Source organism: Synechococcus sp. A15-24, assembly GCF_014280195.1.
Taxonomy (GTDB): domain Bacteria; phylum Cyanobacteriota; class Cyanobacteriia; order PCC-6307; family Cyanobiaceae; genus Parasynechococcus.
Genome location: NZ_CP047960.1, coordinates 78,326 through 91,496 on the forward strand (window position 1 = coordinate 78,326; position 13,171 = coordinate 91,496).

11 protein-coding genes are annotated in these 13,171 nt (G+C 34.0%); 5 read left to right on the forward strand and 6 right to left on the reverse strand.

Annotated elements, in window-relative coordinates; all coding sequences use genetic code 11:
• Positions 1–92: 92 nt before the first annotated feature.
• Together SynA1524_RS00410 and SynA1524_RS00415 are read right to left on the reverse strand one after the other, a co-directional pair.
• A complete protein-coding gene (locus SynA1524_RS00410; protein ID WP_186498474.1) occupies positions 93–1,148 on the reverse strand; it encodes a glycosyltransferase family 10 domain-containing protein in 1,056 nt (351 codons plus the stop codon).
• The gene (locus tag SynA1524_RS00415) at positions 1,148–1,945 is read right to left on the reverse strand and encodes a glycosyltransferase family protein (RefSeq protein ID WP_186498475.1); all 798 of its coding nucleotides are present in this window, start codon (positions 1,943–1,945) and stop codon (positions 1,148–1,150) included. Before SynA1524_RS00415 ends, SynA1524_RS00410 begins: the two co-directional genes overlap by 1 nt.
• Before the next feature lie 230 nt (positions 1,946–2,175).
• Here SynA1524_RS00415 and SynA1524_RS00420 point away from each other — a divergent pair, with 230 nt between their 5' ends.
• Positions 2,176–3,153: a hypothetical protein gene (locus SynA1524_RS00420; protein ID WP_186498476.1), complete on the forward strand. Its 978-nt coding sequence runs from the start codon at positions 2,176–2,178 to the stop codon at positions 3,151–3,153.
• Here the strand turns inward: SynA1524_RS00420 and SynA1524_RS00425 are convergent.
• The 3 genes from SynA1524_RS00425 to SynA1524_RS00435 form a co-directional block, all read right to left on the reverse strand.
• Positions 3,119–4,225, reverse strand: a complete 1,107-nt coding sequence (locus SynA1524_RS00425; RefSeq protein WP_186498477.1) for a hypothetical protein — start codon at positions 4,223–4,225, stop codon at positions 3,119–3,121. The two genes, SynA1524_RS00420 and SynA1524_RS00425, sit on opposite strands and share 35 nt — an antisense overlap.
• A gap of 4 nt (positions 4,226–4,229) precedes the next feature.
• Positions 4,230–5,807: a protein kinase family protein gene (locus SynA1524_RS00430; protein ID WP_186498478.1), complete on the reverse strand. Its 1,578-nt coding sequence runs from the start codon at positions 5,805–5,807 to the stop codon at positions 4,230–4,232.
• Between the two features lie 77 nt (positions 5,808–5,884).
• A complete protein-coding gene (locus SynA1524_RS00435) occupies positions 5,885–6,361 on the reverse strand; it encodes a GNAT family N-acetyltransferase (RefSeq protein WP_186498479.1) in 477 nt (158 codons plus the stop codon).
• A 133-nt stretch (positions 6,362–6,494) separates the two neighbouring features.
• Between SynA1524_RS00435 and SynA1524_RS00440 the strand changes: the two genes are divergently transcribed.
• The 4 genes from SynA1524_RS00440 to SynA1524_RS00455 all read left to right on the forward strand — a co-directional run bounded on the left by SynA1524_RS00440 (position 6,495) and on the right by SynA1524_RS00455 (position 11,490).
• The gene (locus tag SynA1524_RS00440) at positions 6,495–7,403 is read left to right on the forward strand and encodes an SGNH/GDSL hydrolase family protein (protein ID WP_186498480.1); all 909 of its coding nucleotides are present in this window, start codon (positions 6,495–6,497) and stop codon (positions 7,401–7,403) included.
• A 183-nt stretch (positions 7,404–7,586) separates the two neighbouring features.
• The gene (locus SynA1524_RS00445) at positions 7,587–9,386 is read left to right on the forward strand and encodes a carbamoyltransferase family protein (RefSeq protein WP_186498481.1); all 1,800 of its coding nucleotides are present in this window, start codon (positions 7,587–7,589) and stop codon (positions 9,384–9,386) included.
• A gap of 13 nt (positions 9,387–9,399) precedes the next feature.
• Positions 9,400–10,365, forward strand: a complete 966-nt coding sequence (locus SynA1524_RS00450) for a sulfotransferase family 2 domain-containing protein (protein ID WP_186498482.1) — start codon at positions 9,400–9,402, stop codon at positions 10,363–10,365.
• Positions 10,366–10,374: 9 nt separating this feature from the next.
• Complete coding sequence (locus SynA1524_RS00455) at positions 10,375–11,490, forward strand: hypothetical protein (protein ID WP_186498483.1); 1,116 nt, start codon at positions 10,375–10,377, stop codon at positions 11,488–11,490.
• 22 nt (positions 11,491–11,512) lie between these two features.
• On the opposite strand, the gene SynA1524_RS00460 is transcribed toward SynA1524_RS00455, so the two are convergent.
• Complete coding sequence (locus SynA1524_RS00460; RefSeq protein WP_222930494.1) at positions 11,513–13,168, reverse strand: TIGR04372 family glycosyltransferase; 1,656 nt, start codon at positions 13,166–13,168, stop codon at positions 11,513–11,515.
• Positions 13,169–13,171: the final 3 nt, after the last annotated feature.

Consider the following 13,171-nt stretch of genomic DNA (forward strand, 5'->3'; position numbering starts at 1 on the left):
ATGGCTGAACTATTGAGCCATTTAACGGAATTAAGATGGTATAGTCTCTTGTGAATTATAGCTAAAAGCATATTCTAATAACTAACAGTATGTCAACTGTAAATTTGCAAAATACTTCTTAGCGAATCAACTATCTTAAAACATAAATTATTGATTTGATTTTTTGAGGCAATAGATGGCGACGAATAAATATCAAAAAATTTAGATCCAAATTCTTTTATCTCGAGCATACTTTTGCGGATGTCCATAGATGACGAAACATTAAATATCAAAGGATGATTTGCAAATGGTTCGTTTGTTAAGCACCCAAAATAAAGTGATATGCATCCAGAAATTAAGGAGTGAGGTAATTTTTCTGTAACGTAGCCAGGATGAAAAGAATTTTCAAAGCATAAGCTGTATTTATAGTTTTTCAAAAGATCAAATTTATTACCCACCGGGTTAGTATGACTACCAAATCGATCGACTTGAAATCCAAAGTCTATCAGTTGATTTAGAAAATATTCTCTAAATGGTTCAGCATTATTTCCGATAAAAGCGACGGCGTCTTTTCGTTTTGAGAAATCAACAGACTGTTCTGAATGGAAAATTTTCTTTTGCAAAGGATTTCTATCATCATAGGACTTATTGAATAAATCAATCTCAAAAAGCCAGAGGGGCATATAAATAATACGATTGCAACTTGTAAATTGATCAAATCCAGCAGAATAATCAAAATTAAGAAAATTGGGCCTAACATTCTCACCTAGAAATAAAATTTGCGTAGCATTACTGGGAAGCACAAGATATTGACCGTAGCAAGATGAGAAATTAATATCAGTATCAGGGGATGAAGGAATAATATTAATCTGGAGATTTTTATCAATTACAGCTAATCTTATAAAATCTAAAATTTGATTGTCGATACAATTGAAGTCTGGCCAAAACCCCTCGAATGATATATTGATGCAATCTGTCTTGCGACTTAAAATATGCTTTAACCTTGATTTTTGACGGGTCCAATACTTATTTTGGCTAGAATTGCAATACTTGTCAATATTTGATATTGCATTCCTATAGTCATGCTTAATAAGCGAATATTCATGTTTAATCGAGTGGTCTTCTAAGCCAATTTGAGAACCTGGAGAATGCCATTGTCGTTGAAACATTAGTCCCTCCAACTTTGATAGCTTACTGTTTCACTACCGTGAAGATATAAGGTTTTTTGCATCCAATAACAAGAAATTGGCATATTTGAATATTTATATAAAATGTACTGCAACTGCCAATCAATTGGGAAGCATAGAGGTAGATATTTTTGTACAATAATCTTAGCTAATCTCTTGGAGACGACATATCCCGCATTGGTTCTTGTTCTGGGCGGTAATACTTGTACAAAAAGTTGAGGTTGAGATGAGTTATCATTTTTACAATGCAATCCTGCTCCCCCTGCAACATCTATATAATCAGGATTTTTTGCATCAATAAATTTTTTAACTTCATTAAAGAGCTCAAGAGTATCTGGTTGCTCAAGGATGTCATCTTCAGCAATTAAACCATGACTTTCTTTGCCCTCTGCGATGTGTAAAAGTGCACAATAGTGCTTTAAAAGAACACTAATTTCACCCGGCGACAAAATCCTTGATAAGAGCCATTTAGGCAAATTTAAAACATCTTCGTTGGATATATTGAGGAAAAAAGTCTTTGTTTTTTTGACATAGGTGGAGGAGTTGCTTATATAGTCTCCTTGTGAATTGGCATTGTCAATTAATATTGGGGATAATTCTAGTATTCGAGACTTCCAAAGTTCACAGTTTCCCAGAGTAAGGCCATCAGAAATTATTTCAGATGAATCAAATATCCTAATAATTTGAATAGACTCAGGATGAAAATTTTTTTGGAGGAGGCCTACAGCATTCGGCAATCTAGTCTGCGTTGCAGAACAAGTAATTAAAAAGGCCTTCATAAAAATTTTTCTGTAATTCTAGAACAAACCTCAAGCAGCAAATGCTAATGCAACTTTTTGTACAAATTGAAGCTTGAAATAATATTCGCAGGTAAGGCATGCATAGTTTATAACTTTTAAGTAAGGCTTCAGTACGGGGTTCAGGGAGTCTAAGATAGGGTTTGATGTATCGCGTCAAGAACGAGCCAAACACAAAATGCTAAAATTAGACGTATTTTGGACGTTTCAAATTGGGCATCTGTTTCTTACATAAGCACAAAACGGGCGGATCAACACTTGAGAATACATTAAAACTTGATAGTTTGGGATGTAAGTACCTAAGTGAACTAGATCCAAAGCTTGTAGAAAAAGATCTAATTATTGAGTTAAGAAAAAAACCAATTACGATAGTAAACGCATATGCAAGATCGCTGAAGCAAAGTCTCGGAAGTTATTGGCCTGAGTATAAAGAAACTACTACATTTTTATTTACAATAAGGAATCCAATTTCATTATTTGAAAGTGATTGGCAATATCAACATCAACTTGGAACAAGTTCAAAATTTAAGAGTACTCACTTGCCACATGATCCTATGATAAAAAAGATATTTAGTGGAAATGATTGGCAAGAAATAATGTGTGATTATCTTGAACGCGATATTTCGAATCGTATTGATATAAATTCTTATTGTGAGCTGTTGGTTGGACAAAGGGAATCCGAAGAAGATGATATTTATAATACATTCTCATTGGGGATTGCAAAAGAGACAAGTGAACATTTTTGGATGCATAGTAATAGTTTCTACAGGCCGACTTTTTCATGTGGAGCATTTAACAACCAATGGAATACAATAAGAACTCATTTTGGAGAAGATATTTTCGACATTAAACCCTTGCAAGGACAAAAGTCTCAAGTATATTTTTTGCCAACAGAATTAATAAACATAGCATTGCCGTTTTATTTGCTGCACGATGCTAACCTTCGTCAGTTCTTTAAAAAAATGGATTTAAATAACCCTAGTCTAGAACTAATATCTGAAGCAATCGCAAGTCTTAGAAAGAATACAACGCGAAGTGAATTTAAAAGCGATAAAACAATGAAATTAAACCCTAAGAACAGATTAAGCTACTATAAATACTCAGATAAAGACTACAAGATTTGGACTTCGTCGATTTCAATTTTAGCATCATTATTCAATCAATCAAACCATATCTTGAAAAGTCAGTGAGACTGTAACTTTTATCATCGATATATTTAACGTTAGTTCCCCATGGCTTCCCGACTTGAATTTCATCATAGGGTATTTGATGCTTATTCAGCCATTTTATGAGTTGAGGCAAAGTGTACTTGTTAATTAAACCAATATTAGATTGAAATGAACGCATATTTCTGGAAGTAAAAAGTATGATATATGAACCCATTTTATCAGCCCTTTGAAGTGCTTCACAATGTTCTTTGATAGGAATTGCATCAGAATAATTCTTAGTTTCTGTCAATGTACAAAGGGTTTCATCGATATCAACAACCAAAGTTTCTCTTTGAAAGCCAGTTATCGAACTGTTAGCAGAGATGAGTTCGTTCATATTTATGTCAAAGGTCTTACATAAGTCATAGGGGGTCCCAAATAATTTAGGCTTTTTGGCTTGTGAAAGCTGAACAATAAAGCCTTTCTGAATCATATAATTAAGAAAAGGTGCTATGTAGCGTTCGGAAAATCCTGAATGGTCTTCGTATTCTGAAAGAAGATTCTTAAAATCTAAAACGCTAGAAAAAGCATATGTACCAATAGAGCAAAAGTTAGAGATTCGTTTTTTTTCAACTATTTCAATGATAATATTTGAATCTTCACTTGATGGCTTTGCAAAAGACCAATGATCTCCTTCACCTATAAAACATGGTACTAAAGAAGAGATTGCAGAATTAGATTGTGAGAAATCTTTAAATAAATTACCGGCTTCAAAATAAGTGTCGCAATTATGGACAACAAACTCATTTTGAATGTCAAAAGTATTGATTGTCAATAAAGTAGTATCCAACTGCCCAGGCGTGAGGTTATCAATTTCTAGCCAATAGATCTTGGCACCATTAACAATATGCCTTAAACTTTTTTCCAAATACTTTTTTACAAAATCACGCTTTAATGTCGTTATAAAAATTTGATCGCTGGAAGTATAATTAAAAGATTCGACACTATATTCTAACAAGGTTTTCCCTTTTGCTTTTATTAACGGTTTTGGAGGCTTTATTCCCTTATTTTTAAATCTTGATCCTTGACCAGCTGCAGTAAAGATGTAATTCATGGTTTTATTGAAGTAAGTCAATATTACCACGAAGGTAGTAAGTGCTTCCTATTAGAGCAAAAGCTAAGCATCGAAGTTCATTCTCAGCATGCAAAGGAATCATGCTAAAGAATAGACTGGAAGTGATGACTCTAAGATCATCATGGTTTATTACTTTATTGATAAAAATGTTGTTAAATATACTCTGAATGATCGCATGATTTTGCGGCGAATATATTTTAATATTAATACTGCTCTCATTGATATGTATGGAAAATAAATTGTTCACGATTGAGTCGTACAAGCATGTGACAGAATGATTAATTTTACAGATGTCGTATCGTGGGTCAATATTACTTTGATTTCTATTGTCAATCCCACTCCCTCTTGGGTCAATAATTTTTACTGCCCCAAATATGGGGTCAACAAGAATATTATTAAAGCAAAAATCTCCATGTCCTTTATATAGATCTATCGGCTTTGAGTAACTTACAAGTTCATTGGCTAAATTATGACAGATGTCGTTTATAGAGCATGGTAATTGAACACCGTTAATGTTCAGTATTTTATGCCAAGAATTTGAAAGTATACGATATTTATTGCCTGTAAAAATATTAGACATTGATATCAATCGATTGTTGAATTTTTCATGGTATAAGTGCTTAGGACTATCAAAAGCGACTGGTTTCTTATAAAGGAGATCAAAGGCCCTTTTAAGAGCAAGACAAATTTGTTGCCATGAAGCAGGTCCAAATTTTTTGAAGAGAAAAATCTCTGACAATGACGGGTATGGAATATATTCTAATTCTAGATAATACTTCCCATTAGCATCATCAAGGTAGTGATTGATAAGCTGTGGATAAAATTGTCTAAGCCCCTTATCAAGCTCATTGAAATAATTAGCCTCTCTCTGCAGTTTTTCGACATTTGATGAGCATTTAATGAGTGTATTGCTAGATTTTTTATATTCTATATTATTAAATTGACGGGATGTGAAGACGTGCTTTGATGCTGTAGTGAATGTTGATTCATGTCCAATATCAATCCACTTTGAATAAATTATCTTTGCCGCGTTATTCTTGAATAAAGATTGAGCAAGTTGGTTGATATCGTTGTATAGGCTTTTGTCAAGACCAGCCATTGCGCATAAAAGATCTTTTCTATGAGAAACTATAATACCGGTAAATGGGTGGCTAGGTTGAGAACTTATGGGTTCATTCTTTCCAATAAATTCAATGGCTAGATTGTCTTCGATTAGGGCAGACCAATTTTCTTTTGGGATCGATTCTTCGCCATAAACTATTGAAGGAATATCTAATTCATCGAATTTATATGTTGGAATTGTGGTGATTGGATTAACAATTATAATATCACTCGACAAGTCACGTATCGTCCTCTCTAAAGTTTCTAATGGTGCTAAAGTTATGCCTATTGACTTAATATTGACCTTGCAAAAAGCCCTGAATGAGTGAAAAGGATGTTCATCATTTACTGCTAGTATTATATTAGAAATTCCTTTTTCAATATAAAAATTAGCAATTTTTTCAACTACAAGGCTATGACCTATATTCAACATAAATATTTCTTCATTTGACGAATTCATGTATGCAGGTGGATTTTTAATGGACCCTGCACCAAGAATTACTACGCATGATTTATGGAACAATTGATCCACGAGTATTAAAAGAGATCAATAAAGGAATTAAAAAAATTTTCATCACCCTCTTTTAGGTAATTTGTAAATCCGCAAGATAAGAAAAGATTCTTCGATGCAATATTCTGTTTATATCCTTTAGCCCATATTCTTGCCGGTTTTCTGATAATTCTTGTTTGAGCATAGGTCAGCAATTTCTTGCCTAGCCCTTTCTTCCTATGAGCGGAGTGGATACATACACTTGGCTCAAAATTTGAGGTATAATTATTGTCCATCTCTATATTTTTTAGCCTAAAAAATCCTACGACTGCCCTGTATCCCTTGGAATTAAGTTCACAAATTGAATACTCACTGATTCTTTGGCTTACATACTCAAAGTGATCTTCAGGACACGGTATTTCCTTTTTTTCAAACATCAATAAGTTATCCTGAGAGTATCTTAAATTATATATATCCCAAATATCTTTTAAACTTGCGTTCCTGACTCCATATGTAGTCCCCATCAAATGATAAACTCATTACATCGACAACCTATCATAAATGAAGTGGGAGAGGCAACACGGAAGATATCCTCGAGATCCTAGGCTGGGTCACCGACCAGGTCTAAGCTATATTCCGGAAAATCAGGAAGATCTATTGAGAGATCTGTATACGACGTCTGATGGCTACGTATCGCTGACATCGTCGTCTGATGCATCTGGGTTATCCAAAGGTAAATCAATAGTTATTTTAGGTGGTTCAACTAGTATGGGATTAGGTGCATCCAGTAATGAAAATACAATAGCTGCAATTCTTCAAAATCTCATGACTATTGATGGATATGAGCATACCGTTGTAAATGCTGCGTGTGCAAGCTATTGCAGCTGGCAAGAACTTATCAGGTTCGCACTTGAAATCTCTCACTTAAAGCCTGAAATAGTAATTTCGTGCTCCGGCTACAATGACTTTATGCACTCGTCGTTAGGAGATAAGTATAGTGGTGAATGGGTGCGTAATCATGATCGCTCAATTGAGGATCTAGCAGATTTGATAATAAATAGAGATAAGACTAGTAATTTTAGACACTTGTTTAATTCTCTCAAACGTTTCCCCTTGATCAATGCCATTATACGAGCTTGTTATAAGATTTTTAGCAGGAAAAACTATTCTGCAAAAGATCTCGTCTATGAAAAAGATAAATGGACCTTTTCTGCGCGACCTTGGGCGTCCGACAACTATGTACATAATATGGTGCAAATAAACTCAATCGTCAATGGTTACGGTGGAAATTTTTTCACTTTCATACAACCACACCCAAATGATAATTTAAATTCAAACAACCATGTCGGCGAAGAGGTAAGGAATATGTATGCCAAGTATCCTGATATGAGATCAGCTGAGCATGCTTTTTTTGATCGTTTGGCCTTTTTGATCAAAAGCCATGACTTTATTCATGAGTCTCCAATATTGCCAGCAGAATGTTTCGTTGATCGTGTTCACCTCAGTGATTTAGGCCAATTCCAAATGGCTTCATTCATATATGCTAAAATAAGAGAGTGTATATAAGATTTTTAATTGCGCAATCCACGACTTAAGCCTTTTCACTCTTTAAACAGCCTTCGATATGGGTGGCGATATTTTCTCGTTTTCCAAACCGAAAAATGCTTTGCAATAGTGATGACTATTTTTTGGAATAATCGAAAATCGTCTAATTCACATCCTAATCAGTTCAACTACACAATATATTAAATGAAATCACTAGGTATATCATTTGGCTATCACGACTCCGCAGTAGCCTTAGTTGTAGATGGTGAAATAGTTAGCGCTATTCAAGAGGAAAGATTTTCGCGGATTAAAAATGATCATTCGTTCCCTTTTGGCTGTTTGACACATATATTTAACACTTATTCGGTTAATATTAATTCTATAGACAAAATTGTATATTATGAAGACCCATTCTTGAAAAATAAAAGACAGATCAAATCTCTTTTAAATACAACTGTATCTGGTCGCTTTCCTCAGGCGACAAGTGTTAAAAAAGTTGTTTCTGAATCATTAACTCTCAATTCTTTTGTATTTGATGAATTTGTTCGTTGTGGTTTTGCAAGTTCTGAGTTTGAAAAATATCACTTAAAAAATATTTTAAGTTATTCAGAGCACCATTTATCCCATGCCGCGAGTGCATATCTTCCAAGCCCTTTTCACGAATCTGCAGTTTTATGCATGGACGGGGTCGGAGAAGATTTAACCACATCGATCTGGCTTGGATCGCAGGGTAAATTAAAACTTCTAGATAGCGTTAGTTATCCAAATTCTCTAGGGCTTTTCTATTCCACTTTTACATCATACCTGGGATTTAAAGTTAACGAGGGTGAGTATAAATTAATGGGGTTGGCTCCTTATGGTCAACCTAAATACACGCAGTTAATCCTTGAAAATATGATCAAATTGTCTGATGATGGTAAATTCTTTTTAAACAAACGATATTTCTCTTTTGATTATTCACAGATTATGTATACGAAAGATTTCGAAGTTTTGTTTGGTTTTCCTCCTATAAACCTTAACGATCAAAAATTTAGCCAAGATCATTTTGATCTCGCCCGTTCCGTTCAGGAAGTTATCACTTTAGGCATAATGGGACTTGTTAAGAATGTGAAAAAACTAACGCAAGCCGAAAACTTGTGCTTATCAGGTGGTGTTGCTTTAAATTGTGTGGCTAACGGTAATATTCTGAAATCCAGGCTCTTCAAAAACATCTGGATTCAGCCAGCAAGTGGAGATGCAGGTTCTGCCCTTGGGGCTGCCTTACTAGGTTCAGAAGACCTGGATTACTCCAAAAAGAGTTCCTCCAAAGACCTGATGAAATCAGCTTTGCTTGGACCATCCTACTCAAATGAAGAGATTGTCCGTTTCTTAGATGAGTTTAATATTAATTTTAAGAAATTACCTGAAAGTGAGCATTTATTATATCTAGTTAACTCAATAATTGACGGCAAAGTTATTGGCTTTTTCGCTGGTCCAATGGAATTTGGCCCAAGGGCATTAGGTAGTCGATCAATAATTGCGGATCCAAGAATTAAAAATATGCAATCAATATTGAATCAAAAAATAAAATTTAGAGAAGGATTTAGGCCGTTTGCTCCTGTGTTTTTGGAGTCACATGTAAGAAATTATTTTGATAATGTCGCATGCAGCCCTTATATGCTTCTTGTTGATAAATTAAAAAGCGAGCACCTTACAAATCAATCAGTTCTTCAAGAAGCTAAAGGCCTTGATAAGTTAAAAGTGTGCAAGTCAAATCTTCCCGCTACAACACATGTAGATTGCACTTCCCGAATTCAGACAGTGTCTTCTGATTATGGTAATCCGCAATTTTATAGTTTGTTAAAATATTTTCATCACGTCACTGGATGTCCCGCATTGATCAATACATCTTTTAATGTTAAAGATGAACCAATTGTAATGACTCCTTTGGACGCCTATAATTGCTTTATGAAAACTGGCATGGACATACTTGTGCTTGATAACTTTGTTATTGAAAAATCTTAATCCTGAACATTAGATGAAGCGGCTTATTTTTTTACATATCGGCAAGACTGGGGGCGCTACTCTTGACGAAATGCTTAATAAGAAAAAGAAGAGGTTTGAGTTATCAGGGCAGATAACCCATATTGACCCACAAGAGATATGTCAAAGACTTTTTGAGTCAGAGATTATTGTTATTCATGGATTTCCCTATAACATTAAGTCTATGATTGGAGAAAAATTATGGAATAATTTGGTGGAAGCTTCATATCGTCTATGCATTTTTCGTAATCCACTTGATAGAATAGTCAGTGAATGGAAATTTGCATATCAGAAGCAAAGCCAATTTTCACTACCCTTTATCCCCTACATAAAAAGTATGAATATAGATCAATTAACCTCACCAGTTGATTCTGGGAATTTCTTTCCTGGTTATTTCGGTCAACCTGAAACTGACCAAATCTGCTTGGATGATTGGCTAACATTTTATAGTCAAACAAGTCCTAAACATTTTAGTGAAGCAAAACAATCGCTTTTTAATGATGAGAATAAATCATTTACTTCTATTTACTACTCTTCTGCAAGTTTAAAAAACTCTGAAATGTCACTAGGGTTTAATTTATCCCGCAATATTCAATACTCTATTCTCTCTCATCACTTTGGACTTGATTTCATTTCAGAACCACGACCAAATAAAGATATCTTGCTTACCACAGAATTAATGACTCGTTCACTTTCTTCACTGTTGACTAGGGATTCCGATTTTCGCAACTTTTTTGAGCCGATAAGATCCGATGGAAATCCAACATATAGAAATTCTATTGATTTTATACGTAAACATTCAAAGAATGTCACCAAGGTCTCCGACGATTCTCAACAACTGTTTCATGTATCACCACAAAATAAAATAAAGTTTTTTCAGGAGAATCATATTGATTATACTATATGGCAATCAACAAATATCCATCAACTCAAGTCGCTCTCTGATTTAACATTATTTTAGATTCTTCACATGTCTTTAAAGCTTCTAAATGACAGAGTCTTGAGCTTTTCTGGCTCCCCTTTTTGTCTTCCAAGGAATACTATAGAACAATATATAAGTTCAACTACCGGAGAAACATTCTGGTCTCAAACAGAGTTGTTAAATCATTTTTATTCTAGAACTCATGAACCGATTGCTTCTATTCCCCATAGATCAAAAAAATTGTTTGTGATTATTAGCGGTCTTCATCGATCAACAGATATCTCGTTGAAGTCTTTAATCACTTCATTGTCTCCTCATCTTTTTGAATCAGTTGATATTGTTATTTCTCTTTCTGACACTAAACAAAATGAATTGTTTGAAGAGTATTGTTGTGCGCTTGTTTCTAAATCGACAATGATACGTTCAATCAAGGTTATCTATAACAACTATTCTACATCTGAAGTTCAGGCGGATCAAAGCTTATTGTTTAACTCTGAATCATTGAGACATTCCCCCAATAGAGTTTTTCGAATGTATAAGGGTTTTTTAAATTCGTACGAATATTTACCTAATGATTTTACGGAGCAAGATTTTTTTCTCCGTACTAGGTCCGATATCCTACATTTCCCGTCATTTCTATTATCGTTGAGTCGTATTTTGTCTTCTGATCAATCATGTTTTCTTTCTACACCTCACCCCGGCAATGGTTTGCATGAGATATCTGATATAGTATTTGCATCTTCAATAAAGTACCTTAAATTATTAGTCAATCATATACCAAATGAGGATCTTGAATTTTTTAAAAAGTATTATCCATTGCAATTTAATCCTGAATGGATATTGACTAATCAAATTTGTCAACTTTCGAAGTCCATTCTATTCAATATATATCATTCGATTTTAGCGGGCAAGGATTATTGGATATTGCGGAGTAATCTAAAACAAACTCTTGACAGCAATCTTGGTCCTTGGCTACTTTCGGCACCTATTTTCCAAGAATTGATAGCTAAAAGTTTTAAAAATCAATCTCTTTTATCAGCACTTTTGAATATCTCACTAAGGATTGAGAATGACTATCCATACAGCGAACTTTTGTTGGTACGCATATTGACAAGCTTATGGGAGCGTAAATCAGATTCCTTTAACTTCATACCTTCTGAATAAATTAGAACGGCTTATTATCTCTTTAAAAGTATTCGATAATTTGACTCTTGTTAGAAAGCAATGTTGCTACCGCATTGTTACTCCACGACTCTCTCAAAAATCTATTTTTACTGTAGATAGATAATTCATAAAGGTTGACCACGTTTTTATCTAAGTTTTTTTGTTGTAACGCTGTGTTCATCCTGTTATCGATGAGAGTATCCAATATATTCTTTATTGCGTTGAGAGTTTCCTGTTGATTATTACAGCGAATTCCTAATTTACCCTCTTCAACTAGCTTATGCCACGACTCTGATAAAAAAACTTTGCCATCCCTCCTTGTTGTCAGTTTTATGTATTCGATTACTTTCGGTATATTAATACTTACGCTGCTCCCAAGGTTCCCTATGAAGCTTGACATTATTGTATTTAAATATATTGATGGTTTTTCTGAAAAAGTAGATGCAATATGACTCGATCCTCCTGATCCACCTATGCAAAATTCTGCAACTCTAGATAGTGATGTTTGAATTTTATCGTAGATAAGGTCATTACTTCCAAACTTACTTATATCTTCATCAATGAAATTGTTTGCTGTATTCATGTATCTTTTTCCAAATCTTACTAAATAACAATTTTTACTTTTCAAGTATTCAAGCATCAGACTCAGATTATCTTCATTTCCATTTCTTAGGCTATTAATATTATTGTGCATATCTTCCTTATATCCACTGTCTCGATATGAGATTGCCACAATTATCATGTCTTTTTCGATTGCCTTTAGCGTATTTGGAATATACTCTTTAAGAATATTATTTGCTTCATTATCAAGCGAGTAGTTAATTGATTTATTCCCAAACTCGATCGGTTTGGAGAGATCTATCTTTTTTTTAAAGAGTAATGTTGAGTTTTTATTTCTCAGCTCTTTTTGATATTGCAAGTAATAAGAATGTATGTTAAAGGGTATATATTCTGCCAAATCTTTAGCGAATGTCCAATCGTCATCTTTGTCTAAAGTTTTATATTGTAGATTATAGGCATCATACATTTTTTGAAGCATATATGGGAACGGTTTGAACTTACTGAATCCATATAATACAGGTTTAGCATATTCTTTGCTCTTTGGCATTTCACTCCGCAAATGAAGAATCTCCAAAAACTGTGTCATATTTGCAGGATTTAATATCATGTCTGGAGCATATATTCCTTTTGAAATAGCCCTTGTGATTTTTTCTTCGTAGTCTAGTAAATGTCTGTATCTCTTTTCATGATGTTGTGGCCATGTAAAATCACTCTTTTTAATCCATGTGGTGTGTAGGAAGTATTTTATCTGTAAACTGTCATTTTTGCGAAAGAATATCGATTCCGTTTTTTCCTTCACTTGATCCAATTCCCAGTGCAATAGGCAAGCTGACACCGATGGGTATTCTTCAGTTAATTTTTCAATTGCATCTTTTGATATTTGGGCTCGATTAAGTGAGTAGTGTTTTTCGAATCCATGAACTAGCATCTTTATTAATTTTACGATCCACTCATGTTGTCGTTTTAGTTTGTCATCTTTTTCACTGAATTGATGTTTTCCCCAATAATATATTGAATCTTCAACCAAGTCTCTCTTTATATCATTACACAGTGTGCACACTAACTCAAAATGAAAATACTGTGTATTTCTTTTATGTGCAGACAACATGTAGCTCATGGC

Bases quoted from the DNA above. Each gene is read 5' to 3' on its own strand.
- SynA1524_RS00460 (WP_222930494.1), bottom strand. From the start codon at position 13,168: ATGAGCTACATGTTGTCTGCACATAAAAGAAATACACAGTATTTTCAT.
- SynA1524_RS00410 (WP_186498474.1), bottom strand. From the start codon at position 1,148: ATGTTTCAACGACAATGGCATTCTCCAGGTTCTCAAATTGGCTTAGAA.
- SynA1524_RS00415 (WP_186498475.1), bottom strand. From the start codon at position 1,945: ATGAAGGCCTTTTTAATTACTTGTTCTGCAACGCAGACTAGATTGCCG.
- SynA1524_RS00430 (WP_186498478.1), bottom strand. From the start codon at position 5,807: ATGAATTCGTCAAATGAAGAAATATTTATGTTGAATATAGGTCATAGC.
- SynA1524_RS00425 (WP_186498477.1), bottom strand. From the start codon at position 4,225: ATGAATTACATCTTTACTGCAGCTGGTCAAGGATCAAGATTTAAAAAT.
- SynA1524_RS00450 (WP_186498482.1), top strand. From the start codon at position 9,400: ATGAAGCGGCTTATTTTTTTACATATCGGCAAGACTGGGGGCGCTACT.
- SynA1524_RS00435 (WP_186498479.1), bottom strand. From the start codon at position 6,361: ATGGGGACTACATATGGAGTCAGGAACGCAAGTTTAAAAGATATTTGG.
- SynA1524_RS00455 (WP_186498483.1), top strand. From the start codon at position 10,375: ATGTCTTTAAAGCTTCTAAATGACAGAGTCTTGAGCTTTTCTGGCTCC.
- SynA1524_RS00445 (WP_186498481.1), top strand. From the start codon at position 7,587: ATGAAATCACTAGGTATATCATTTGGCTATCACGACTCCGCAGTAGCC.